Genomic DNA, 26,175 nt, shown 5'->3' with positions numbered 1-26,175 from the left:
ATGAGGTTCTGGTCGCTTAAATTCAGGGACAACCGAAGCAGGTTTACGGCTATTGTCGTGATCCTTCTTCTCATCGCCCTGGTCCTCTTTTTCGGTAGCAGGTACAAATCCATGCGGGATTTAGATCCCAAGGGTGGCAACCTGTTCATCTTCTTCCTGATCAATATAAACATCATCCTTTTAACAGTTCTCGTCTTTTTGCTCGCCAGAAACGCCATCAAACTGTTCTACGAGGGACGGGCACGGGTTTTCGGATATCACCTCAGGACCCGCCTGGTTCTAATCTTCGTGGGTTTTTCCCTGATCCCTACGATCCTCCTCTTCTTTGTGGCCAAGGGGTTTATCACCGACAGCATAGGGTACTGGTTTAATCCCAACGTGGATCAGGCTGTTGAGGGCGCTCTCAGTGTGTCCAGGGACTACTATTCCACCTTGACCGATCGTTCCAGGGTCCTTGCCCAGAGGGTAAGCAGCCGCCTTGAGTCCCCACCTGAGGGTAAGGATCTGGAAGACCTTCTGGAGGAGATAAGGAAAGAATACGCTCTGTCCATGGTTGACATGTTTGATGCATCTGGTGGTTTCATGGCCAGGGCCTGGGACGGTACCAGCCCTCAAAACTTTGTGGATAATCAGAGCAGCCTCGTACAGAACGCCCTTGTGGGCAGGGTTGTCGACAACGTAAGCAGCGCGGATAAAGGCGAGTACATCAGGGCATCGGCTCCCCTCATCCTGCCTGACGGACAGGGCGCCGTTGTGGTTTCCCTGCATTTTCCCGAGGAAGTTCGTTTTAAATCCGAGACCCTCAGCCGAACCTACCGCAGCTATACGGAGATGAGGCTCCAGGAACGCCCTATCAGGCTCAACTATATGTCCTACCTGCTTTTGATCACCCTGCTCATCCTGTTCTCGGCAGTATGGCTAGGGTTCTACCTTGCCAGGGGCATCACCGTTCCCCTTGGTCTCCTGGCCGAAGGAGCTGAGAAGGTGGCCTCCGGCGATCTTACGGTACGGATCGACAGCGAGGCGTCGGATGAGATCGGGATATTGGTCCAGGCTTTCAACAGGATGACTGAGGAGCTTGACGGTGCTAACAGGAAACTTGATAAGGCCTACCGTGAAAACGAACAGCGAAGGACCTATATTGAAACTGTGCTCAGGAACGTTGGTACCGGGGTTGTTTCCATGGACCTTGCGGGTAGGGTCAATACCTTCAATCGGGCTGCCGAGAGGATGTTTGACGTCAAGGCAGAAGATGTGCTGGAAAAGTATTATTCCAAAGTTTTGACTCTGGAGCACGCGGCTCTCATCGATGGGATGCTCGGCGAACTCAGGGAAGAAGGTGTAGCCAGAATAAGAAGGGAGATACCGATAGTTGTTCAAGGTACTCCCCTCATCCTTTTTGTCACCGTCAGCGTCATGGAGGACGCTCCAGGGAAAAACATTGGAACAGTATTCGTCATCGAGGACATGACAATGCTGGTAAACGCCCAACGCAAGGCAGCATGGTCAGAAGCTGCCAAGAGGATCGCCCATGAGATCAAAAATCCATTAACGCCCATCCAGTTATCAGCTCAAAGGATACGAAGGAAGCTTATTGGCCGTCTGGATGAGGCCGATGATCGTGTTCTCAGGGAGGGAACCGATGCAATCGTCCGGGAAGTGGATGCTATGCGTCACCTTGTGGATGAATTCAGTCAGTTCGCCCGCTTGCCGGTATTGAAACTGGTGCCGGGTGATATTAACAATGCCGTTGAGGAGGCTGCAGCTCTTTTCAGGGTTGGTGGTGAAGGGGGAGGGGCAGTTGAGGTATCCCTGGAAAAAAACCTCCGAAGGATCAGTTACGATGACGAACAGATGAGGCGTGTCATTATCAACCTCCTCGACAACGCCATCAGGGCTGTCCAGGATCGCGGTGAGGAGGGTATCGTGCGTATTTCCACCAGCATCATTGAGGAGGGGATGGTGGCTGTTTCTGTGTCCGATAACGGTTCCGGTATTCCAGCGGATCTAATGGACCGGATATTTGACCCCTATTTCAGCACTCGCGAGGACGGAACAGGACTCGGACTGGCAATAGCCCAGCGCATCGTGGAAGAACATGGCGGGAGGCTGGATTGTACTCCAGGTCCCATGGGCGGTGCGGTGTTTACCATTCAGATACCGGTGGATGTGGATCCTACCAGGAGGATATAGAGATGGAAAGGGAAGTTGCAGGAGAACACGGGCCCTCAGATCTGATCCTCATCGTGGATGATGAGCCAAGGGTTCGTGAGAGTATCCGGTCTATTCTGGAGGATGAGGGCTTTGTTGTTATTGAGGCGTCTGATGGGCAGGAGGGACTTAAAAGGGTGTCTGCGGACAAACCCGACAGTGTACTCCTGGATATCTGGATGCCCGATCTGGATGGAATTGAAGTACTGAGGGGGATCAAACAACTCGATGCGGATCTGCCCGTGATCATAATGTCCGGTCATGGAACCATTGAAACAGCAGTGAAGGCTGCCAAGCTGGGTGCTTACGACTTCCTGGAAAAACCTCTCTCCATAGATAAACTTGAGCTTGTCCTTCGAAACGCTCTAAGCCAGCGCGCGCTTCTCGAGAAAAACAGGGCTCTGAAAGGTGAGGGTGGGAGCGAATCGGAGTTTATCGGGGTATCTCCGGCTATCACCGCTATGCTGGAGCAGGTCAGGATCGTTGCGCCGACACAAGCTTCCGTTTTGATTACCGGAGAGAACGGAACCGGGAAGGAGCTGCTGGCCAGATCCATTCACTTCTCTTCCCGGCGGAGCGGAGAGGCGTTCGTGGCTGTAAACTGCGCGGCGATTCCTGAGACCCTCATAGAAAGCGAGCTTTTCGGTCACGAAAGGGGAGCCTTCACAGGTGCCTCTTCAAGGAAAATGGGCAAATTCGACTTGGCCCACTGCGGCACACTCTTTCTGGACGAGATCGGCGACATGAGCCTCGCCACTCAGGCCAAGATCCTTAGAGTCCTGGAGGAGAAAACCTTCCAGAGAGTTGGCGGCAACAGGGATATTTCCGTGGATGTCCGGGTGGTAGCAGCTACCAACAAGGATCTTAAGACCTGTATTGAAAGAGGGGAGTTCAGAGAGGATCTGTTCTTCCGTTTGAACGTCTTCCCGTTCCACCTGCCGCCCCTGAGGGAGCGCAGGGAGGATATCCCTAAGATGTTGACTCGCTTCCTGTCTGAATATGGACAGATCTACAGCAAGCCGGACCTGGTTTTCAGTCCTGAAGCAGAAAAAGCCCTTGTTGAATATGCCTGGCCAGGCAATGTGCGTGAGCTGCGTAATGTAGCGGAACGACTGGCGATCATATCCGCACGGGAGGTGATCGATCTTGGCATGGTGCCTTCTTCCATTACGGATAGGGGCTCAGGGCCTGCCGGTGCGGCTGAAAGCGCCGTGGAGGAGACCGACTATCGCAAGGCAAGAAAGATGTTTGAAAAAGGTTTCTTCACACGCCGTCTTGATGAGAATGAGTGGAATATCTCGAGAACTTCCGATGCGGTGGGACTTGAGCGGAGCAACCTCCACCGGAAGATGAAGCAACTGGGGATCAGGAAGGAATCCTGATCCCCAGCACGCAGGACGCAGAACGCAGAATGTAGAATGTTGATGGACTCGCAAAAAGTCCATCAAGGCGCCCCGTATGGGCACCCAAATCAATGACTGCGGGTGTAAGTCATTGATTTGTAAGAAAAGTGAAAATGACACTTTTCACTTTCCGAGGAGCAAAAAGCCAATAATGGACTTTTTGCGACCCTGACAATGTTGAACACAGAACGCAAGAGAGAACTAAAGTCGGCCTCGCGTTAAGACGCCAAGATGCAAAGAAAAGCCAAATCTAAATTGAAGCAAGAATCATGGGATATATAATCAGGGTTGTACCCTTTGTTTTGATATAGTTTTACGTGGCTTATTTTAGTTTTTAACGAGTCACGCTTTAAGCGTGTCGAACGGGCGTGAGGCTGATTTAGACTATGTATTTAAGATCTGAGATCTAAGCGAGGATATTAATCATGTCGAGCGATAAACCTTCCATCGAAAATGCCGTCCAATCCCTCCTTTCTGTCAATATGGGTCTACAAGAAGACGAACGGCTCCTTATCCTGGGTGATTCCGCGGGGGATGGGGGAAAGCTTGCAAAGGAGGTCGGGGAAGCTGCCCAAAAGCTGCACCCTCGCACCCGGACATTGATTTTCGATCCGGCAGGGGGACACGGACAGGAGCCGCCCAGGGAGGTCTGGGAGACCCTGTTCGGGGAGCAGGTCGTTGACCGCCTTGATTCAGAGGGCCTTTTGGCTCCCCTGTTATCCAAAGCAGGGGATCTCAGGACACTGGAAAGCGCATCGCGTATCATAGAGGGTTCAGGTGGTGCCAGAGCCGCTGTCGTGGTGGCTGTGACCCGTTTTTCAACTAGCCACACCTCTTTTCGAAAACTTTTGAATCAGGCATGCGGAGTGAGATACGCCAGCATGCCCAATTTTGAAAGAGAGATGTTTTTCGGTTCCATGGATGTGGATTGGGAACAGTTGGCAGTGTCCACCAACCTTTTGGCCAGGGCTCTTGAGGGAGCGGATAGATGCGAGATAAGTTCACCCAACGGCACCCGTCTGGTTCTGGGGATAAAGGAAAGACCGGTCACTCCGGACGATGGTATGCTGACCCGGAATGGCAAGTTCGGTAATTTGCCTGCTGGAGAGGTCTTTCTGGCGCCTGTGGAGGGAACCGCCGAGGGGATCCTGGTGCTTGAATGGGGTCCCCTGGCAAGGTTCAAAAGCCCTCTCACTGTAACGATCGAGGGTGGAAAGGTTGTGTCGGTGAATGGGGACATATCAGATGAGGTCAATTGGCTGAAGGAGCTACTGTCTGCCCATCCCAACAATACAAATATCGCTGAATTGGGCATCGGCACTAATCAGGCGGCAACCAGACCTGACAACGTTCTGGAGTCGGAAAAGATCCTCGGAACCGTTCATGTGGCCTTCGGGGACAACCACACCTTCGGTGGTGTCGTCAAGGCTCCTCTTCACCAGGATTTCGTGCTTTTCGACGCGACCCTTGTCGCTGTCTGGGAGACGGGAGGGGGGAGAAGGATGCTGCTGGATAATGGTAAGAGGGGATGGTAAATAAAACAGTCCAAGGTCCAATGCCCAACGTCCAACGGGGGAGAGCAGGCAATGGGCAATAGGCTATGGGCTATAGGCTATAGGGAAATCAAGGTATAGTGCGGAAGGTGGAGAGCGACTAAAATACTGTCATTGCGAGGCCCTGGTATTTACTGGCCGCGGCAATCTCGACCCAGGGCATTTAACAGGGATAAAGGGGAGTAGATCAACACCGAGGGTATTAGACGTTGGACCCTGCACTGATTTTCCCTATACCCTTCATCCCTGTTAGAAAACTATTTTGTTATTTTCCGGAGGATTTATGAAAATAAAAAATCTTGAAGATGTTTTCCGGTACCTGCCCATAAAAGGTGAGATCGCATTTTCCAACGCCAAAGGCAAGTTCCAGGAAAAGATCAAGAAACAGCAGCTTAAGTACCTCAGGGATTACGTTGAAGATCTGCAGCACATCCTGGAAGAAGGTGAGGAGATACTCCTAGCCGCGAGGGGTGCGTCCCCATTCACGATGGTGGAACAACTGACCACGGGTGCGTGGATCTACCACATCAAGAGGTGCCTGCTCGTTCTTACCGACAGGAGGGTGCTGCACTTTCCATCGAATTACCGGTTTAAGCCCCGCGATTCGGTAGCCCAGGTCCGGTTTCTGGATATCGAGAGCTTTAAAGGCAAGCGCCGGGTGACCTTTCGTTACAAGAACGGCACGAAAGAGATCTTTTCCCAGCTAAGGAACGGCAAACGGTTGGTCCAGCTTTTAAAAGGGTTGGTTATCACCTCATCCAGTTCTTCCCAGCACGGGGGCAGGCAGCACTTGTGCCCAAAATGTGTCGCGCCCCTGGCGAGAGAACAGTTTATCTGCCCACGGTGCCGGTTCGAGTTCAAGGAACCGGGAGCGGCGAGGCTATATTCTGTTTTTCTCCCTGGAGGAGGGTATTTCTACACCCGGCACCCGTGGCTGGGAGTGGGGGATGCAATAACTGAACTGGTGCTTATTTTCTTCACCTTCATCTTTCTTCTCCAATACTTCATGTCGCCGGACCGGGATATTAGCCAACTTTACCTGGGGCTAATTTTCGGCGCGATCCTCACCGTGGAAAAGCTCATCACGATCTATCATGCAAAGCATTTCATCAAGGAGTACATACCAGTAGAAAAGGGGTTCAACAAGATACCGCAGCCCAAACCGGTCTCCCGCACCGGGATAAAGGAGCCCGTTTTTGAAGTTGATTTTGAAGATGAAAGAATCACCTTTTCATAGAGTTAAGGTGTGTTGTTAATGTAAAAAGTTAGGCTCATCCTGGAAAATAATTCCTGCAAATGAGTCCTGCTTCTAAAAACCGATCACTGCCAAAGTCTTAAAGCTTTCACCACAGGGTTCACAGGGTGACACAGGGTTAAATCTGAAACCACCTGGGAGAAAGGCGGATAAAGACTGAATTCAGGTGTCTAAGTATGATAGAATCGCAAAAAGTCATCAATGCGCCCCGCGCGGTGCGCCCGGATCAATGACTCACTCCGTAAGTAATTGATCTGTAAGGAAAGGGAAAACAACGCTTTTCCCTTTCCGTGGAGCGAAAAGTCCCGGATTGGACTTTTTGCGAGTCCATCAAGTATCGAAGTGGAAATTTTCGAATTGACGAACGCTTAACTTCTTTTAGATTTTCTCAACTTAAAGGACCGGTGCCTTTTTTAAAATCAAGCTCTTCTTTTTTTCCCCGGTGCCTCCGTGGTGAAAAAACATTCCCTTTATAATAACCGTTGGTTAACCCAGGTATGCGTTAGCGTGATGGAATTCACTTAATCCGGAATATTTCCCACCGTGGCACAAAAATTACCGTAAACATATTGACTGACCAGTCAGTCAGTGATATATGGAACCGTAAAGGAGGGAATTAAATGTCCAAAAAAGAAGCCATACTGAAGGCGGCCACGGAACTGTTTGCTCGCAAAGGTTACAACCGAACCGCTGTTTCGGAAATAGCGTCCCAGGCCGATGTTGCCCAGGGCACGGTTTTCCATCACTTCAAGAGTAAAGAGAAACTACTCATTTCCATTTGCGACGAACTTGTTACGGAATACATAAGCGGAGTCAGGAAGACCGCGGCTGGACCCGGCACCGGCTGGGAAGCGCTTGAAAGGGTTTTATATTTCAGCCAGCGCTTTAAGAAAGAACATTACGAATCCATCGTGGTAGCATCCCGTGAGACATGGTCCCTGGATAGAGAGGACAAGGATCTTCACAAATATTTCTGCGGCCTCATGGGACAGATCATCGAAATCAAATCGGAGTGCATCGAAAGGGGTATTGCCGATGGGAGTATCAGGGAAGTTCCCGCCTACATCACGGCCCTTCTGATCCACATCCTTTTAAGCGGGATTGTTCACATTCAGACCCAGGGCCTTTTGCCCTTGCCCGACCTTGATACCGAGATCGTTCAGTTCTGCTCCAGGAGTTTGTGTACCGCGGAAATGTCTGAGAAAGAGCAGCTCAAAAATACAGGAGGTAGAAGCCATGTCAGCTAGACCCGGGACAGGTGAACTTTCTCTTGTACCCTCCAGGGGGCTAAGCGCTGTTTTCAAAATGTTCCTGTCTCTATCGATCATATTTGCTGTATCGATCCTATTTACAGGGGAGTTATCCGCTTCGGATGTAATGGAGCTAACCCTCCAGGAAGCTTATGAGATGGCTCTTGAATCCAACCATGACATCAGAAGCTCCGAGGAGAGTGTCAGGCAGGGGGAATTGCTGAAGAAACAGGCTGTTACGGTCCTTTTTCCAAAGTTGACGGCCACGGCAGGTTATTTAGACCTCAACTATTCGGATGGCACAGGGAGTGATGGCAGCAACTGGGGGATCAACCTCAACCAGACCGTGTACAACGGAGGCCGCGTCTGGGTGGCTAAAAGAGGTGCCGAGTACACCCTGAACGCGGCCCTGCATGGGCTGGAATTTGTCAGGCAGAGCGTTCTTTTGGATCTCATAGCCAGATCAAATGAACTGCTGTCTGCCGAGGACCTCCTCAAGGTAAGTGAAAAAAGAGTGGAGAGGGTGCAGGAGCAGTTGAGGCAGGCCCAGGCGCGTGTGGATCTGGGCGATATGCCACGAACCAGTGTTCTCGCTGCCCAGGCAGCCCTGTCTTCGGTTCAGCTGGAAAGGGTTAAGGCCCAGACGGCGGAAGTTCTGGCAAAAGCGAGACTGTCCAAACTCATAGGCCTCGACATGTCGGTTCGCGTCCAGATCCCGCCCTATGTCAGGTGGCCCGAGGACATGGACCTTTCTGACCTGATCAAGCAGGCTATGAGCGATCGCCCGGACCTGGCTCAGGGTTGTGAACTTGTCAGGATATCGGAGGAGCAGGCTGAACTGACGAGCAGGAACGGTTATCCCGATGTAGATATAACAGGTTCCTATACCCAGTATTCAGATGACGATACCTTTGCCCCCGAGAGCCAGATTGGGATCAACCTGACCTGGCCCTTTTTCCAGGGTGGCCTTGTCAAATTGCAGACTGAGGAGTCCCTTTCCAGGGTCCGGCAGGCCCAGGAGGCCTACGGCAGTCTGGTGGATGCCGCTGAACTGGGTATTGAGGAGGCCTGGCTGACACTCAAGACCCTAAAGGTACAGGAACAGCTGGTAGCGGATAATCTGGACACGGCAAGGGAGAACCACAGACTGGCAAATACCCGGTTCAACCTGGGGGCGGCCATCAGCCTGGAAGTACTTGATGCGGAAGAGAGCCTTGCCGAGGCCGAAAATCTGGAAGTTAATTATAAATATTTTGTGAGGACGGCCCGGGCCGCCCTCCTGTATACCATTGGATCCCTCGATCTGAGCGTCTTCGGAGCGGGGAAATGAACGGAGAGGTCAGCCCAATGAAAAAAGGTGTGAAAAAACCTGTATTAATCATCGCCCTGATCCTGATTTCCGTGGTCCTGGTGGTGGCGGGGGTCGCTATCCGGAAAAGTAAAATGCAGACTCAGGCTGCAGAGGTGGAAGCTGTCCCTGAAACGGTGACCGAGGTTGAGAAAAAACCGGTCAACGTGGCTGTTCAGATCCTCCAATCGGAAAATGCTGAGGAAACCTTCACCCTCCCGGGGACGCTGGAAGCCTGGGAGGACCTCACCTTGTCCCTGGAGCAGCCAGGCCCCATAGTATGGATCGGCCCCAGGGAGGGTGACCGCCTGAAGGCCGGTGACGAGATCCTGAGAATAGACAAGGAGTCTCTCCTCTCCCAGCATGCCAGGAACGGCACAGACTACGATGTGAGGAAAAAACAGCTTGAGCGGGCCGATTCCCTTCTTGAGGAACAGCTCATTAGCGAAAGGGAAAGAGATGAGGTCTATCAGGCGTTTCAATCTGCCAATACAAGTCTGACTGAGACCAGGATCGCCCTTGAAAGGAGCACAATAATCAGCCCCATCGACGGTATTCTCGAACGCCTCCTGGTCGATCGCGGTGAATACGGGAATATGGGTACGCCGGCAGCGGTTATCGTCAAGATCGACAAATTGAAAGTGGTTGTGGATGTACCCGAGAAGGACGTTCCGTATACGAGGACGGGACAGAAGGTTGTGGTTCTCCCCTCGGGAGCCAACGGTAAGGGAGAGGTGGGGCGATCAGGAAGGATCATCCTCGTCAGCTACCTTGCCAACGAGAAGACCCGTACATACAGGACCAAAGTCCAGATCGACAACAGTGACGATTTCCTGAGGCCCGGAATGATCGTCCGGGTTAAGTTTGTCCGCCAGGTCCTTGAGGACGTCATTGTCGTCCCGCTGTACGCGGTCATCGACAAGGACGGTGAGAAGTTTGTTTTCGTAGTGGAGGATGGTACAGCTGTCAGACGGCAAGTGCGTCTTGGTCCCATATTAAACGGGAAGGTGGTTGTGTTCGGAGGTATCCAGGTAAACGAACACCTCGTGACCAAGGGACAGCAGCTTGTGGTCGATGGCGGCGCTGTAAAAGTGATCGAGGAATAGGGGAGGGGAACACCCAATGTTATTGACCAACGCAGCCGTATCGCGACGCAGCACCGTATTCTTTCTGATGATCGTTGTCTCTATCGTCGGTCTCTATTCCTATGTGACCTTGCCGAGAGAATCCAACCCGGACATAACGATCCCCATCATCCTTGTGCAGACCACCTATGAGGGAGCTGCTTCAGAAGATGTGGAAAACCTCATTACCATTCCCCTGGAGCGGAAGTTAAAGTCGTTAAAAGATGTCAAGGAGATAAGATCGGTGAGCGCTGAGGGCGCTTCCATGGTCACGGTAGAGTACATGCCGGATGTGATTATTGACGACGCCTTACAGAAGGTCCGGGATAAGGTGGACCAGGCCAAGAGAGATCTGCCTGACGACCTGGAAAACGATCCGGCCATTATCGAGATCAACCTTTCAGAGTTCCCCATCATGAAGGTGGCTATATCGGGTGATCTGGGCGAACGTGTTCTCAAGCAGATCGCGGAGGAGTTCGAGGACCGGTTCGAAGAAATTCCAGGGGTGCTCGAGGTGGACGTCACAGGTGTGCGTGCGCGGGAGATCCGGGTGGAGTTCGATCCGGACCGCATGGCAGCCTACAAGCTCAGCTTTACCGAGATCCTATCCCTGGTTCAGCGCGAGAATGTCAACGTCCCGGGCGGCAGTATCGATCTGGGTCGTGGAAAGTACATGCTTCGTGTACCGGGAGAGTTCACCGACCCGTCCGACATCGACAACCTGGTTCTCGTGGCGCGGGAAGGAAGGCCCATCTACCTGAAGGATGTGGCCACCATCAGAGACACCTTCGAGGATGCGACCGATGTGTCGAGGCTGAACGGTCGTTCCAGCGTTACCCTGTCTATCAAAAAACGAACGGGTGAGAACATCATCAATGTATCCCAACATGCGTTCGCCATACTTGACGCCGCCCGGTCTGTGCTTCCCCTCGGCGTGGAATTTACGGTCACTCTCAACGAATCCAAGGATATCCAGCGGATGGTGAATGAGCTGGAGAACAATATCCTCACGGCCCTTGTCCTTGTCCTCACGGTACTGTTCCTGTTTTTGGGCGTCAGAAGTTCCTTTATTGTGGCCCTGGCCATTCCCTTTTCCTTCTTCATATCGTTCACCATACTCCAGGCAATGGGTATTACGCTCAACATGGTGGTCCTGTTCTCCCTCATTCTGGCCCTGGGTATGCTGGTGGACAACGCCATCGTCATCGTGGAGAACATTTACCGCCACATCGAGGAGGGGAAGGACCCCGTCGAGGCTGCAAAAACGGCGGCCGCCGAGGTGGGTTGGCCGGTTATCGCTTCTACCATTACGACCCTGTGCGCCTTTGGCCCCATGCTTTTCTGGCCCGATATCATGGGGGAGTTCATGAGCTACCTGCCCAGGACTCTTATCATCGTGCTGACAAGCTCTCTCTTTGTTGCCCTTGTCATCAACCCCGTGGTGGCGGCATCCACCATGAGGGCCCGTCCCGGACGCCGTAAAAAAGACAGGGGTTACCCCATTCTCATCCGCGGGTACCGGAAGACACTACAGCTGACTCTGAAAAGCTGGCTGAGCAAGCTCGCGGTCGTGGTCATTTCCATAGCGATGCTTTTCGGAACGATCGGTGCCTACATAGCCTCGGACCCAGAGGTGGAGCTCTTTCCGGAAACCGACCCAAACCGTGCCCTGGTTCAGGTTGAGGCCCCCCAGGGCACCAACCTTGATACCACAAACGGGTTTGCCCTGGAGGTGGAGTCGATCATCGGGGGTGAAAAGGATATCAGGTACATGACCGGGGAGGTGGGAGTGGCTTCCGAGTCCGGCGAGGGGGGTGACTCGAGGAGTGCCACCGTCTCTGTTGAGTTTGTGGAGCGGGAAGAGCGCAGTGAAAGTTCCATCATCGCAGTGGACCGCATGCGTGAGATGCTCAGTAACATCACCGGAGCTGACATCAAGGTGGCCAAGGAAAAAATGGGACCGCCCGTTGGAGCCCCGGTGGAGATCGAATTTATCGGAGCCGATGTGGAGGTCCTGGCCGAACTGGTGGAGGTGGCCAAGAACCTGATTGAGGGCGTACAGGGCCTTGTGGACGTTAAGGACGATCTTTCCAGGGCCAAGCCGGAGATCGCATTTCATGTTGATCGTGAAAAGGCCGCCCTTCTTGGTCTGTCCACTATCGAGATCTCCAACACAATCAAGGCCGCCGTCAACGGCTGGAAAATAGGCGATTATCGTGAAGGGGAGGATGAGTACGATATCATTGCCAGGCTACCGGAAAAAAACCGTCAGACCCTTTCCCAGATCGAGAGCCTGATCATTCCCACTGCCTCCGGGGAACCCGTTCCTCTCTCCTCGGTGGCTACCGTGGAAATGAGGACCGGGTATGGCTCCATAAGGCACCTGGACCAGAAACGCCTGATAAGGATCTCGGGAAACACGGCCGGCCGAAGTTCCATCGAAATTCTCCAGGACGTGCAGTCGAAGCTAAGCAGTCTGGAGCTTCCTGCCGGCTATTCGGTCAACTATGCCGGTGATCAGGAGGAACAGCAGCGGTCCACTGAATTCCTGAGCAGGGCTTTCATTATCGCAATATTCCTTATCTTCCTGGTCCTGCTCACACAGTTCAACTCCCTGGCGCAATCACTCATCGTCATCTCTTCCGTTGTTCTCTCCCTTATGGGAGTATTTATGGGTCTTATGATCACCGGTATGCCCTTCGGGATCATCATGACCGGTATAGGGGTTATCTCCCTTGCCGGGGTCGTTGTGAACAACGCCATCGTTCTCATTGACTACATCAACCTCCTGCGGAAGGATGGTATGGAGTTGTACGATGCCCTGGTGACTGCGGGTACGGTCCGATTCCGGCCTGTCATGCTCACTGCCATAACGACGATCCTGGGCCTGACTCCCATGGCCATCGGGATCAGCTTCGATTTCAGGAGCATGAGTCTTCAGGTCGGCGGAGAATCGGCCCAATGGTGGGGGCCCATGGCGGTTGCCGTTATTTTCGGTCTTGCGGTCGCCACACTTCTTACCCTTATTGTGGTGCCGGTGCTTTACTCCATCAGCGAAACCTTTTCCATTCGTGGTATTGTAAGGAAGATAATGAGTTATGGAAAAGGAGAACCGGTGGAGGAAGGGTAGGATTAAATTAAGAATCGAAAGCTGAGGGTCGTATGAAAATTGAAGCGTGAAGGGTGATCAGTATGAACCGCATACAACCACAGTCAAGCAATTCAAGGCCATCGGGCTTCTTAAACTATTCACGTTTCACTGGTCACTATTCACCATTATTTTGAGGACTGGAAAAAGCTCAGCGAGGGAAACAACCTTGCGGATATCTTTATCGTTTCAATTTACCCATATTACTACCGCCATTCTTCTCCTGGCACTTTTCCTCCCCGGTGTCCAGGCATCCGATCTGACCGAAGGCCTCAATGTCGACTTCACCAACAGGGAATCCAGAAGTATCTCTCTTCGACTGGGATCTGCTGACGGCATCAGCGCCCAGATGAACTTTGCCGTCATCGACTCTGCCGGAATTCAGATCGCAGAGTTCTTTCCCCAGGAGATCCTGATGGACAGATTCTGGTCCGGGCCTTTTGACCAGGAAAAGTTCGCCCGTATAAGAATTGGAGACCCGGTGGTCACCATAAAACTTGATCCGGAAGAGGCCGCACAATTAAGAAAACAGTTCCAGGGGCGCACAGTAGAGCTAAGGGAAAAAAGGCGCAAAAGAAGACTGGAACTTATGGAAGATGAAAAAGTGGATCTGAAAGAACAGATAAACGAACTTGATGTGGAATCAGTAGGTCTGGCAAAGGATCTTCAATCCCTGCAGGAAAAAATCAAAAGGGAAAAGAATCTTACTAAAAGGCGTGTCGATGACCTGCAGGAACAGATCGATGAATTAAGGGATGAGCGGACAGAACTTTCTTCGGAAAGGCAAGAGCTTCTTGACAAGAGGGATTCACTGCTCAGGAAGAGTAATCCCCCTCAGGACCGGATCGGTGATGTAAACGCTGATATTTCCGATCTTGACCGTGCGATCGGTGTGTTCAACCTTGAAATAAACGATCTGCGTGAAGACATCAGAGATTTGAGGGAAGAATCCCGGGATCTGGAAGGTGAGATCAATGAGCTGCGGGACGAGCAGCGGGAACTGGAACTGGAGAAAAAAGAATTGAATATGGAACTGAATGAACTGGAGAAAGAGCTGATGGAGTTGCAGCAAAAGAAGTAATCGTCACTCAGTGAACTTTAAACAGCGTATCCCACCAATGGCGGGACGGTTCACTCTTCACGATTCACATAATGCTATGAGATGTGAGGTGGTGGTCAGCGGAGGGTTTTTTGAAAAAACACCTGAATATTTTTATCATATCTTTGGCCGTATCCCTCATTGTATCGGGTCTGTTCCTTGCGGGGACACTGGAGAGGATGGAACTCCTCACCATAGACCTTCGCTACCGCTTCCTGCCGGGACATGGGCCCGGGAGTGTACCTCCGGTAACTGTCGTGGCACTGGACCAGAACTCCCTAAAGGAAATGGGTCGTTAGCCTATACAGAGGGAGTATTATATCACTGTTCTGAAGAACCTCTACCGTGACGGGGCGAGGGGGGTCCTCATGGATATAGATTTTTCATCCATTGGGCCGGATCCGGAACAGGACGATGATCTTGCGCGTTATGTTCAGCAGTTCGGCACGGTAGTCCTTGCGGCACAGATGAATGAAAAGATCACCGATGACGGCGTTTTACTTCGAAATGTGTCTTTGCCCTATCCTGCATTGCAGAGCGCTGCCATGTCTCTGGGGAGTATCACATTCGGGGTGGATCTGGACGGAGTAGTACGGCGGATGCCGCCCTCCATAGATTTCATCGATGTGGTTTACAGGCCGTTGGGAGCCGTCGGGGCGGCGATGATCGAACCGGTTCCGTCAACGGCAATCCCCACCGGCGCACTGATTAATATGAAAGTGCTGGCTCAGCCAACTTTCACAGTGCTCCCCTTCCGGAAGGTTCTGCAAGGCGAATTCGAGACAGGCGTATTCCAGGACAGAGTAGTGCTCCTGGGTGCGACCTCAGCGGACCTTCACGATCTCTGGCTCACGCCTCTTGGGGTAATACCTGACGTTTTCATCCAGGTCGCCGTTCTGGATACAGTGCTCAACGGATCATGGTATCAGCAGCAGGGGAACGTTTCGGCAATCATCGCCTTCGTCCTGCTTTCCCTTGTCTCAGGCTGGTTTATGGCCACCAGGAGTTGGAAGGGCGGGGCTCTGATCCTGGCGTTTTTATTGGCTGTGGTAACTGGAACCGCTGTATTCACCGCTGGGGCAGGGCAGTTCATTCAGGCAGTGCCCCTTCTTTTGGTGTGCCTTATCATGTACCCGGTGCAGATGACAGCCAGGGCCAGAAGGGTCGATTTCGTCCTTGAGAGGGAGCGCGGAAAGACAGAGGCATTCTTAAGCATAGTAGCACTGCGTATGGCCGAGGAGAAGGGACAGGAGTCACACTTTGTGCCTTTAGTCCTCTGTGGACAACTCCTGGATCTCACAACCCTGCAGGTCTTTACTCTGGAAAATGGGTCCGGAACCCCGGTTGATGTCCGTACTGTCATAGGTGACCAGAGCCGGGAGCCTGACCCTGAACTCCTCCAGGAGGTCCTGGAGAAGGGAGTCTGTTTAACCCTGGGACAAAAAGGGGGGAGTACAGCCATTCTGGTTCCCATAGGCACGGTCAGAACGACCCTTGGCGTTCTGTACGCCGAGTCGCGCAAGGCTGTAGGTGCCGAAGATGAAGATGTACGGTTGCTTTTGTCTTTCGCCACACAGACGGCGTATTTTATGGAATCCCTTTCCCTGGACCTGAGGGTCAAAGATCTGTACGTCAACACCATCAGAGCCATCTCACGGGCACTGGATTCCAAGGACCAGTACACCAGTGCCCACTCAGAACTTTCCCTGGATTACTTGGAAAAATTCGGCAGGATATGCGGTCTTGGGAGGGAGCAGATCGAATCCCTTCACGTGGGGGCTCTCCTGCACGACATAGGCAAAATCGGAGTCCCGGACAAGATCCTCGCCAAGGAAATAAAGCTGTCTGAGGAGGAGTATGAGATCATAAAGGGGCACCCCGTCATCGGCAGCGATATCGTCAGCGGCCTTCCCTTTCCCCCTGAGGTGAAGATGATCATCAGGCACCACCATGAGCGATTTGACGGCACAGGGTACCCCGACGGGCTCAAAGGCTAAGAAATTCCTCTTCTGGCACGAATCTTCTCCATCATGGAGGTTTACGAAGCGCTGGTGGGTTTCAGGCCCTACAGGAACCCCCTTGGCGTCGAAAACGCCGTGGATTTACTCCGAAAAGGTTCAGGGACCCATCGATCCGGATCTTTTGGACCTTTTCTTTAGATGTATCGCGCCCTCTGCCGAGGGTTAGAACTGGAAAACACAAGGTTCGACCCTGATAATTTTTCATAGTACACCTGGAAAAAATTCCTATAATTCATATATTTATCAGGAATGATCTGCCAATTATTCTGTAAACTTCAGGGATAACAACAGGTTACAGATTTGTTACTCTATGTCAGACTTGGTATTTATTGCTGTTTTTCCTTTGACCAAGTACCATTTATTAAAAAAGGTCATGGGGTGATAGTCATGAGAATTTTTGGCGGAAAAATGGTGTTGGCTGTAAGTATCGTCTTTAGCCTCCCTGGAATTCTCTGGGCTATGTCCAGCAGTGAGGAGCCAGGGCAGGCTTATCATCCGCAGATAAGGGAAACCAGAGGCTCGGTCATGGTTAAGGGCGCGAAGTACTCCATCTGGGAGCCAGCTGAGAGGGGAATGCTGCTCCTTGCCGGGGATATCCTCAGGACGGAGAAAGGTGGATTTGCCAGGATCGAATTCGCCAGCGGAATAATCGAACTCTACGAGACCACGGTATTGGCCATCCCTTCCATCGGAGCTCAGGACAGGAAGAAGGATATCCAGAAGGTCATCATCGAGGAGGGTAAGACATTATTTGATATCAATCCTCTCGGGGTCGAGCGTGGGTTCGAGTTCAGGACAAAAAACATTCAGGGGGGCGTCAAAGGAACAATGTTCACGGTAAGCTACCTGGAAGGAGGAACTTCCGTCAACGTTTACCGGGGTGTTGTCCGGGTGTCAGACCTGGAGAGATCTGAGAGTTCACAGGTGGAACTGTTGGCCGGGAATGCGGTTCGTGTGGAGAAACGCACCGACTTCAGGAAGCTGCTGAAGTTCGATCCTGAATTGACCCTCGATAATTACCGCAAAAATATACCCCCGAGTCTGGACGGCAAGGGGTTCCCTGCTGATTACAACGCCAATCCGGCAAACAAGGGTGTCCGGAAAAGGGGAGCTGAAAAATCAGGTTCATCCGAATAAATCAATGACTTACGGAGTGAGTCATTGATTTGGGCGCCCCGCGCGGGGCGCATTGATGACTTTTTGTGAAGTCATCAACTTTCAGGCTTTAAGGGCTGCATGACAAGCACAACCTTGGGCTGGCGGATAGGGAATTCCGGATTCCAAATCCCTTATTTCATATTTGAATAGAGATCGGCGGATTTTGGTGACAATAAGCTTTTGATCTTATTCTACATTCCACATTCTTATTTGATCTTTCTACTTGTGGCACTTCAAACACACCTCCCGTGTGACATCCCACAGTCCTTTAGCTCTCGCCAGTTCCGGGTCCTTCATCACTATCATTGATTTGTAAAGGCTTCCCGGTCCATGACAGGCTTCACACTGCACTCCCCTGAGATCCTTTCTGGCACTTTTTTCCGAAATTGTCTGACCATACCCGGTCGTGTGGCAGGAAAGACATCTGGAGTCGGTCATCTCGGCTCCCTTTAATGCATTAAAAGTGTTGGCGTGCCTGGATTCGAGCCACCGGTGATATCTGTCCTTGTCGGCAGAGGAGTGGCAGGTTCTGCAGAACTTGGCTCCCATGTAGACTGGTTCTGCCGCCATGGCGGACACACTAAAAACCAGACCTGGACCTAGACCCAGGCATAGGATCAGTACAGCGCCTTTAACAAGGTCCAGGACCAGATTCACGTCTACGAGCCCAAGCCTGATGCAGCGAGTTTTCCTCATCTGGAATACTCCCGGACGCTGTGGCAGTTGGTTCTGCATTGCCCGCCGTTATCAGTGGATTGATACTCAATTTTGAGGTTGTAGACCTTGTTAAACGGTACCTCCATACTGATGAGGTGCGGTTGTCTGGAGGCGTGGGAGCTGTGGCAGACCCAGCAGGAAAAACCTCTCTCACCGTCCCTGACCACGTGCAGGTTGTGGAGGTTCCATCTTTTGTCTCTGAAAGCCGTGTCTGTGTCAGTGAACTTAACGTTTACCAGGCTACTTGCGTGGCACTGAAAGCACAGTGAGTAGGAGGCAGGGTCATAGGGGACGTTCTTTTTGCGATCGAACCGTTCTACTGTAAAGGGAGAAACTCCTTTGTGAACGGTGTGACAGTCGGAGCAACCTCCCTCTGCAGCAGGCTCATGCAGGTATCTGGCATTTTCAATGTTTCTTCGAACATCTTTGTGACATTCAAGACAGTCACCAGCCGGGACTGATCCCTTTTCCTTCAAAAGGGATGGGGATTCCGACCCGTGGGGATCATGGCATTCAATACACCTTCCGTAGGAGGGGGCGCCGTGGGCGGCACTCTGGTCCGCGAGGTCAAGATGGCACTTCCGACACTGAAGGGGGGGCATTTCGGGGGGATCGGTGTGGGGATTGTGGCAGTGGCTGCAGGGGTACTCTTCCAAAGCAGAGTGCAGGTATTTGGCTTTGGTCATATTTTTATGGCAATCGGAGCAGGACCGATCCCCTGACTCCCTGAGCAGTTTCTTACGGGAGGAGGAGTGGGGTTCGTGGCATCCGCCGCAATCGGTACTGAGTAACGTGCTTCCATGTTTGCCTTCTGCCTTGTCATCGTGGCAATCGAGACATATGGCCGGGATCATCCCTTTCAGGAGTTTGCCCAGCTGGCCTGAATGGGTTTCGTGACAGTTGGAACAATCATCTTCAGCAGCCTCATGCACGAATTCACCGTCCAGCAGCGATTCGTGGCAGTCGACACAGGGGATCGTCTCGCCCGGCGAGTCGGAGTGAGGGTCGTGGCATTCGTCGCAGTCCGATTCAAGTATGGGTGTATGAACGATGGGACCCGGTTTTTTACCCTGATGACACGACTCGCATGTGGCGGCTTCTTTGACGATGGTGAGCATTCCTGGCAGAAGGGAGCTGTGGGGGTTATGACAGCGTTGGCAATCGGTTCCAAGGGTAACCCTGTTATGTTTGCCTCCCTTCAGCTCCGGATGGCACTTCAGGCAGAGGGCCGGAACACTGTCGATGAGATGGTTTCCAAGGTCCGAGCCGTGGGTGTCGTGGCAGTTGGCACAGTCCTCCTCGGCCGGGGGGTGATCGTATCTGCCGTCCATTATCCCTGTGTGGCAGTCCAGGCAGACAAGTGTATCCCCGAAAGTGGGGGAGTGGGGATCATGGCATCGCTGGCATTTCGTATCCCGTACCGGTGTGTGCTGGTTTTTGGCCTTGATGATATCCACGTGGCAGAACCCACAGGGGGCTGCAAGAGCTGCTTGTTTAAGCAATCCGCGGCCCCGGGTGGAGTGGGGATCGTGGCACCGGACACAGTCTGTTCCGACCTGGAGTTTTCCGTGCCTGCCTGAGTTCATTTCGCTGTGACATTGGAGGCAAAGGTCCAGGATCGGTATATTCAACTGGTTCGGATAGGTCCCGGAGTGGGGCTGGTGACATGAATTGCAGCCGTCCTCCAGGGCTGGGTGGACATTGGCTCCTGATGATTTGTCATCATGACATTCCTCGCAGGCAGTGGTTTCTTCGGGAGGAGACGTATGAGGGTTGTGACACTCCTGGCACTCATATTCCTCGAGAGCAGAGTGTTTATAGGTTTGTTTGTCTACGTTTTTGTGGCAGGCATCGCACTGTCCGATGGAGACTGCCTTGAGAAGGCTTGAGGAGTCGGATGCATGGGGGTCGTGACACAGCTGACAATCCCCGGCAAGCCGTGATGTCCCGTGCAGGCCGTTTTTCTTGCCGGTATGACATCCGACACACAATCCTGGTGATTTGGCCTTCAGGAGGCCCCTGGCGGGCGCTGAGTGGGGATAGTGGCAGGAGAGACACTTTTTGCCTTCATTCAAGGGCTTGTGAACGGTCTTTTTCCCTTTTCCGGGATCCTTGTGGCATTTAAAGCAAAGCTCCGGAACCGCTTTGGAAATCTGCATGGGAGCTTCAGGAAAATGGTTGTCGTGGCACACAGTACAATCCTGATTAGCCACAGGTTTATGAACGAACCTGTCCTCGAAGAGGGTTTTATGGCGGTACTGGCCGTTGGCCGTCGAAGCCAGGAGCAGCAAGGGCAGGGTGATGAAGAATATCAGGATGTGAAATCTGGGACAGGGCATCCTGACATGATTATAACGGCAGGGTTCCGGTGTCAACAGTTCAGGTTCTACAGTTCAGGTCCTACCGGACCTGAATTGCGCATTTAGAATTGAGGATTAGGGATTCTCGGATCATGCTGTTTAAATTCTGAATCCGGAAGTTTCAATCCTCAATCAGGATGAATCCCACACACTTCTTCCGGGGCCGTCCCCTCGAGAAACACCTCGGTGATGCGCTTGACGCACCTCGGCCCGGCCAGCATTCCCGAGTCCGGATCCACCTCTACGATCTCGATCCCGGAGGGGATCTCAAACTCATACGGAGGTATTTCCTGTATGGCTTTTTTCATAAAGGTCATCCAGATGGGAAGGGCCGCCCTTGATCCGGTTTCTCCATTTCCCAGTCTGGCGGATTTGTCAAAACCCATCCAGGCCCCGGCAGCAAGGTCAGGGGTGTAGCCGATGAACCAGGCATCTTTGTAATCATCCGTTGTCCCGGTTTTTCCGGCCAGGGGCAGGCCCAGAACAGCAGCTCTTTTTCCTGTCCCGCGCTGGATAACACCCTCCAAAACGTTGGTCGTGAGATAGGCAACCTCGGGTGACAGAGCATCTGAAAGTTGAAGTGGGGGCTCCCAGAAAACCTGTCCCTGCCGGTTCAGGACACGTCTTATATACCTGGGGCTCACAAGAATTCCTCGGTTGGCAAATATTCCATAGGCAGACACCATCTCCTGCAGGCTTACATCAAAAACACCCAGAGCCAGGGTGGGGTATGGCTTCAGTTCAGAACGAATACCCAGTCTCCGGGCCATATCCATAACAGGCTGGTATCCCAGCTTTATGAGAAGATCCACGGAGGCAGCGTTCAGCGATCTTTCCAAAGCTGAACGCAATGTAACCGAACCGCTGTAGTGCCCGGAATAGTTCACCGGAACGTAGGGAGGAGATCCTTTTATTTCAATCTCAAAAGGTTCGTCATTCAATTGGGTGGTGGGAGGAAAACCTGCGACCAGTGCGGCCGCATAAATAACCGGTTTGAACGCTGAGCCAGGCTGGCGTCTTGCCTGTGTGGCGCGGTTGTAGGGTGAAGAGGTGAAATCCCGTCCCCCTACGAGTGCCTTAACCTCTCCACTGGCAGGGGCCAGGGCGATGAAAGAGGCCTGGACAGGAGGTGTCCCGGTCTTTCCAGGCTGCCTTGCCTCATAAGCGGCAATTCCCCTTTTGACCGCTTCCGTGGCAGACCTTTGCAGGTCCAGGTTCAGTGTTGATTCGATCACAATCCCGCCCCGATAGAGCAGGTTGGCACCAAGTTTTTCTTCCAGTTCCTGTCTTATTATCTCGGTGAAATAGGGTGCAGGATCCTCCGGTGAGGGGGTTGGGGAAAGAGAAAAGCCGGTTTGAGCAGCTTCATCATGGTCTTTTTGAGTGATGTAGCCTTCAGTTAGCAGCCGATCGAGGACGGTCCTCATCCTCTGCCTTGCCCTTTCAGGATGGTTTATGGGGGAATATAAGGCCGGTGAGCGGGGCAGGCCGGCAATCAGGGCGCTCTCTGCGAGGGTCAGTTCCTGAGCATGCTTACCGAAATATGTTCTTGCGGCAGCTTCAACACCGTATGCGCCCTCCCCCAGGTAGATCTGGTTCAGGTACAGGGAGAGGATCTCTTCCTTTGAGTATCTGCGCTCGATGTTTATGGCCAGAAAGGCTTCCTTTATTTTTCTTATGAGAGTTTTTTCAGGGGTCAGGAACAGGACCTTGGAGAGCTGCTGGGTTAAAGTACTGCCCCCTTCAACCACCCGCAGGGAGGTGACGTCTCTCCACAGGGCTCTAAGTATCCCTCTCAGGTCAAGTCCGAAGTGCTTATAGAACCGCGCATCCTCCACCGCAACGACAGCTTTTATAAGGTTGTCAGGGATCTCATGGATGGAAATGGGGATGCGACGTTCCACAAAGAAGGAACGTACAGGTCTTCCATCATCAGCCAGGATCCTTGTTACAGAGGAGGGTTCAAAAGTCTGGAGGCTCTCCACCTGGGGCAGGTCCTGGGTAATAGCAAGAAGAGTCCCCAGAAAGACCCCAATTGTGAGGGCTCCAAGGACGGAGAGGCCGATCCATAATTTGTATTTGCTTGATAGCGGCATATAGTGGGTACTGGCCTTTCTGATTACTGGTTCCTGAGTCCTTATCCACGAACTTTAACACGCTCGCCTCATTGTGGAAACCGAGGTGATGGGTGACACCGAGGTGATGGGTGAAGATAGGACACGGAGACGCGGCCACGCGGAGACACGGGGAAAGACCTGTGTTTGTACCGATAAACGTCATTCCGGGCAGAGTGAAACGAGGACCCGGAATGACAATCATTTAACCTTTTTCAGGTTTTCTCAGTGCCCACATTTTCCTCTGTGGTGAAAAACATCGCCTTTATAGCAACTGTGCTTAACCCCAAGTCCCAGGTCTACCCTGCGTAATTCTGCGGTGCGGCCATAATCGGCCGCTCTGCGTCACCCTGCGTTAAAGCTCTGATCGCTTAAGAGGAACTTTTTGCAGATCAATCCCTTGTTGTGTTAAAAATACCAACGTGGTGTATACAGATGAATGCAGATACAACTTTTGAGATCTGAGATTTGAGATCTGAGATCTTCTTTCAGGGAGGCCCCATGGAACACCAGGAAGCTCTGGATCTTGTTTTTGAACTGGTAACCGAACCGAACCTGCGTAATCATATGCTTTCCACCGAAGCGGTTATGCGGGCTCTTGCCCGGCGCTTCGATCAGGATCCCGACTATTGGGGTCTGGCAGGACTGGTTCATGATCTTGATTACGATGAGACCGTAAACAATTTTCCCCGGCATGGATATGTGACTTCGGAGATCCTGAGGGAAAAAGGGGTCCCGGAAGAGATCCTTGATGCAGTTGTTGCCCATGCCGGGCACAGGGAAAGGGTTACCTTACTAGACAAGGCTCTCTATTGTGCCGATCCGGTTACGGGACTGATTGCGGCGGCAGCAATGATCCGCCCCGAGAAAAAACTGGAACTGGTCAAGCTCAAGAGCCTGAAAAAACGTTTCAAGGAAAAGCAATTTGCCAGGGGTGCCGACAGAGATCAGATCAGGTCCTGTGAAGAGCTCGATATGGAGTTGGAGGAGTTCCTGGAGTTGAGCCTTGAAGCGATTAAGGGTATCGCTGATGAGATAGGACTTTAAAGGCAGTTCAGAGTTCAGAGATCAGAGTGCAGAGCTTTACTCAGAACTCAGAACCCTGAACTCAGAACTTTGGACTCTGGACTGATTTGATGATTTTCCCCCACCTTGAAAAAAAACCTGTCTTTGGCAGTGACGTTTTTATTGCGCCTTCCGCTACAATTATCGGTGACGTTGAAACAGGCGACGATGCGAGCTTCTGGTTCGGTGTTGTTGTCCGTGGTGATGTTAACTGGATCCGCATAGGTTCCGGTACCAATATTCAGGATGGAGGCAAACTCCATGTCACCACAGACAGGTTTCCACTTACCATTGGCGATAGAGTTTCAGTTGGACACGGAGCCATTATCCACGGTTGCACTATAGGCGATGATTGCCTCATCGGTATTGGTGCTGCAGTATTAGACGGAGCTTCCATCGGTTCCGGATCCGTTGTGGCAGCAGGGGCGCTTGTAACGGAAGGTGCCAGGATACCCGGTGGACACCTTGCCATGGGAATCCCGGCGAGGGTTGTACGACCGGTTAGGGAGGAGGAGACCCAGCGCATCCTCCTCACAGCTCAACACTATGTTAATCTTAAAAATAGTTATTTAAAGTCAAATATATAGAATTATAAGTTAAATTAAAATATCAAGTGTAGTCATTTGGCATTTTCAGGTTTACAGGTATGCGTGTTACGCAATACTAATAACGGATCACGGATCACTAACTACTGGAGCCAATAATGGCCAAAATCAAACCGCTTAAACAAAGTGCGATATTTTCCTCTCTCAGCGACCGGGAGTTAGCCCTGTTCTCAAGGATTGTCAGTGAAGAAGACTACATTCAGGGCACTGTTCTCGTGGCTGAGAATATGAAGAGCGACAAGTTCTACCTGATTGAGAGGGGGCAGGTTGCTGTCATGACAGGCGGAGTTGATAACGGACAGGAACTGATCCTCGGTGAAGGGGACACATTTGGAGAGTGGTCCCTCCTGGCACCACCACACCTCACTTGTGTGGCAGCCAAAGTCATAAAAGAGGCCCAGGTTCTGGTTATTATCAGGGAGGATTTTGACCGGTTCGCCAAGGAGGAGCCCGCAATCGCTCTTAAGGTCTTTGGCGGGATCGTTGGAAGCTTGTGGCCGTCCATTAAGGCTGTGGAGAAGATGCTGAAGGAAAACCTTTAACTGCGGGAAAGGGTAAGGGGGAAGAGGGTCAGGAGTTCTGTTTTTCAGTTGATAGTTCAGACTTTTTCCCATTACCCATTACCCATTACTCCCATACCATCGCTCACTCAACCAGCCTATACCTATCCCCGATCCTTTCCATAACTATCCCCCGGCGGCTGAGGGTCTGGTGGGAAAGCTCTCTGATCCCTTTCCTTTCATCTGACAGGAGCTCAGCCACCGCACCGGTATCCTCTTTTTTGAGCCTTCCAGATACGTATACAAGACACGTGTAGCGGACTCTTTTATCCGGATCTTTCAGGCCTTCAATAAATGCGTCGTAAATGGAAGAGGTCATCCGCAATTGACCCAGGGCTTCTGCGCTTTGGTATCTTACGATATCGGAACTATCGAAAAGGAGGATACGCACCAGAGGTTCGGTGGCGTTACCGGATGCGATTCTTCCAAGGGCCTGTGCAGCGATAGAACGAACCGTGTTGTCGGGGTCTTTTTCCAGGGTATCTATCAAAGCGCCCACTTTATTCTCTGCTCCCATTAAACCAAGGGCCTCCGCGGCCGTACCCCTGACCTCTGATGGGTATTGCTGAGAAAGAAAACCGGAAACGGTATTGGTGGAGGAATGGTCTCCCAGTTTCCCCAGGCTTCTGAGGCATCTTGCGATCAGTGCATAGTCCTTGCTTGACTGAACAGTGTTGACCAGGAAAATAGAAGATGTGGACTTTATCCCCACGTCCCCCAGAGCTCCAGCGCTTGCCAATCTGACATCTTCATCCTTGTCCAGCACAAGAACCTTTTCCAGAATCTTTGCCGCTTTGCTGTCACCCCTGTTCCACAAGGCACCAACTGCCTGAAGACGAACCTGCCTGTTTGGATCCTCCATGACAATAGCGAGAAGTAAGGGGAGGGAGCGGGTCTCACGGAAAGGTTTGATGGCCTGGATGGCAGAAAGACGGGTAGAGTCATCTTTGGATTTCAGGTCTTCAAGAAGAGATTCCGGGTAGGGTAGGGGCTCGCCGTTGGGGTCCGCAGCCCCAGCCGGGAAGGGGAGGGAAAGGGTTATTGCCAATAATATTAATATGAGTTTGATTGTGAGTCTCATGGGCGAATATATCTCATATCTCAAATTTGATAGAGTCGCAAAAAGTCCAATCCGGGACTTTTCGCTCCACGGAAAGGGAAAAGCGTCGTTTTCCCTTTCCTTA

General features: G+C 52.1%; 19 protein-coding genes. 15 read left to right on the top strand and 4 right to left on the bottom strand.

Features of this window, described 5'->3' with window-relative positions:
* The 12 genes from P1S59_07115 (at position 1) to P1S59_07060 (ending at position 17,549) form a co-directional block, all read left to right on the top strand.
* A complete protein-coding gene (locus P1S59_07115; GenBank protein MDF1526021.1) occupies positions 1 to 2,193 on the top strand; it encodes an ATP-binding protein in 2,193 nt (730 codons plus the stop codon).
* Between the two features lie 2 nt (positions 2,194 to 2,195).
* Complete coding sequence (locus P1S59_07110) at positions 2,196 to 3,593, top strand: sigma-54 dependent transcriptional regulator (protein MDF1526020.1); 1,398 nt, start codon at positions 2,196 to 2,198, stop codon at positions 3,591 to 3,593.
* A gap of 446 nt (positions 3,594 to 4,039) precedes the next feature.
* The gene (locus P1S59_07105) at positions 4,040 to 5,149 is read left to right on the top strand and encodes an aminopeptidase (GenBank protein MDF1526019.1); all 1,110 of its coding nucleotides are present in this window, start codon (positions 4,040 to 4,042) and stop codon (positions 5,147 to 5,149) included.
* Positions 5,150 to 5,450: 301 nt separating this feature from the next.
* Positions 5,451 to 6,404 carry a hypothetical protein gene (locus P1S59_07100; protein MDF1526018.1) on the top strand — a complete coding sequence of 318 codons (954 nt, stop codon included), beginning with the start codon at positions 5,451 to 5,453 and terminating at the stop codon, positions 6,402 to 6,404.
* A 638-nt stretch (positions 6,405 to 7,042) separates the two neighbouring features.
* The gene (locus P1S59_07095) at positions 7,043 to 7,669 is read left to right on the top strand and encodes a TetR/AcrR family transcriptional regulator (protein MDF1526017.1); all 627 of its coding nucleotides are present in this window, start codon (positions 7,043 to 7,045) and stop codon (positions 7,667 to 7,669) included.
* Positions 7,659 to 9,002 (top strand): TolC family protein, encoded by a 1,344-nt coding sequence (locus tag P1S59_07090; protein ID MDF1526016.1) that lies wholly within the window; start codon positions 7,659 to 7,661, stop codon positions 9,000 to 9,002. Before P1S59_07095 ends, P1S59_07090 begins: the two co-directional genes overlap by 11 nt.
* Before the next feature lie 17 nt (positions 9,003 to 9,019).
* Positions 9,020 to 10,126 carry an efflux RND transporter periplasmic adaptor subunit gene (locus tag P1S59_07085; GenBank protein ID MDF1526015.1) on the top strand — a complete coding sequence of 369 codons (1,107 nt, stop codon included), beginning with the start codon at positions 9,020 to 9,022 and terminating at the stop codon, positions 10,124 to 10,126.
* A 16-nt stretch (positions 10,127 to 10,142) separates the two neighbouring features.
* Positions 10,143 to 13,274 carry an efflux RND transporter permease subunit gene (locus P1S59_07080; GenBank protein MDF1526014.1) on the top strand — a complete coding sequence of 1,044 codons (3,132 nt, stop codon included), beginning with the start codon at positions 10,143 to 10,145 and terminating at the stop codon, positions 13,272 to 13,274.
* Positions 13,275 to 13,461: 187 nt separating this feature from the next.
* On the top strand, positions 13,462 to 14,373 hold the full coding sequence (locus P1S59_07075) for a hypothetical protein (protein ID MDF1526013.1): 912 nt from the start codon (positions 13,462 to 13,464) through the stop codon (positions 14,371 to 14,373).
* A 110-nt stretch (positions 14,374 to 14,483) separates the two neighbouring features.
* Positions 14,484 to 14,690, top strand: coding sequence for a hypothetical protein (locus tag P1S59_07070; GenBank protein ID MDF1526012.1), 207 nt, complete (start codon positions 14,484 to 14,486; stop codon positions 14,688 to 14,690).
* A gap of 3 nt (positions 14,691 to 14,693) precedes the next feature.
* Complete coding sequence (locus tag P1S59_07065; GenBank protein MDF1526011.1) at positions 14,694 to 16,388, top strand: CHASE2 domain-containing protein; 1,695 nt, start codon at positions 14,694 to 14,696, stop codon at positions 16,386 to 16,388.
* Between the two features lie 411 nt (positions 16,389 to 16,799).
* The gene (locus P1S59_07060; GenBank protein ID MDF1526010.1) at positions 16,800 to 17,549 is read left to right on the top strand and encodes a FecR family protein; all 750 of its coding nucleotides are present in this window, start codon (positions 16,800 to 16,802) and stop codon (positions 17,547 to 17,549) included.
* Positions 17,550 to 17,789: 240 nt separating this feature from the next.
* Here the strand turns inward: P1S59_07060 and P1S59_07055 are convergent, their stop codons facing one another.
* From P1S59_07055 to P1S59_07045, 3 genes are all read right to left on the bottom strand, one after another.
* A complete protein-coding gene (locus P1S59_07055; GenBank protein MDF1526009.1) occupies positions 17,790 to 18,266 on the bottom strand; it encodes a multiheme c-type cytochrome in 477 nt (158 codons plus the stop codon).
* The gene (locus P1S59_07050; protein ID MDF1526008.1) at positions 18,263 to 20,626 is read right to left on the bottom strand and encodes a cytochrome c3 family protein; all 2,364 of its coding nucleotides are present in this window, start codon (positions 20,624 to 20,626) and stop codon (positions 18,263 to 18,265) included. Before P1S59_07050 ends, P1S59_07055 begins: the two co-directional genes overlap by 4 nt.
* A gap of 149 nt (positions 20,627 to 20,775) precedes the next feature.
* Complete coding sequence (locus tag P1S59_07045) at positions 20,776 to 22,743, bottom strand: PBP1A family penicillin-binding protein (GenBank protein MDF1526007.1); 1,968 nt, start codon at positions 22,741 to 22,743, stop codon at positions 20,776 to 20,778.
* 519 nt (positions 22,744 to 23,262) lie between these two features.
* On the opposite strand from P1S59_07045, the gene P1S59_07040 reads away from it, so the two are divergent.
* From P1S59_07040 to P1S59_07030, 3 genes are all read left to right on the top strand, one after another.
* A complete protein-coding gene (locus tag P1S59_07040) occupies positions 23,263 to 23,808 on the top strand; it encodes an HDIG domain-containing protein (protein MDF1526006.1) in 546 nt (181 codons plus the stop codon).
* Between the two features lie 89 nt (positions 23,809 to 23,897).
* Positions 23,898 to 24,413 carry a gamma carbonic anhydrase family protein gene (locus tag P1S59_07035; GenBank protein ID MDF1526005.1) on the top strand — a complete coding sequence of 172 codons (516 nt, stop codon included), beginning with the start codon at positions 23,898 to 23,900 and terminating at the stop codon, positions 24,411 to 24,413.
* Positions 24,414 to 24,529: 116 nt separating this feature from the next.
* Entirely contained in the window at positions 24,530 to 24,973 is a 444-nt protein-coding gene (locus P1S59_07030; GenBank protein ID MDF1526004.1) for a cyclic nucleotide-binding domain-containing protein, read from the top strand.
* A 103-nt stretch (positions 24,974 to 25,076) separates the two neighbouring features.
* Here the strand turns inward: P1S59_07030 and P1S59_07025 are convergent.
* On the bottom strand, positions 25,077 to 26,175 hold a 1,099-nt coding region (locus P1S59_07025; protein ID MDF1526003.1), incomplete at its 5' end, for a HEAT repeat domain-containing protein.

It is taken from the genome of bacterium (genome assembly GCA_029210965.1).
Classification (GTDB): Bacteria; BMS3Abin14; BMS3Abin14; order BMS3Abin14; family BMS3Abin14; genus JALHUC01.
Note: the sequence above shows the minus strand (reverse complement) of the source record. Positions and strands in the feature narration are given on the sequence as shown.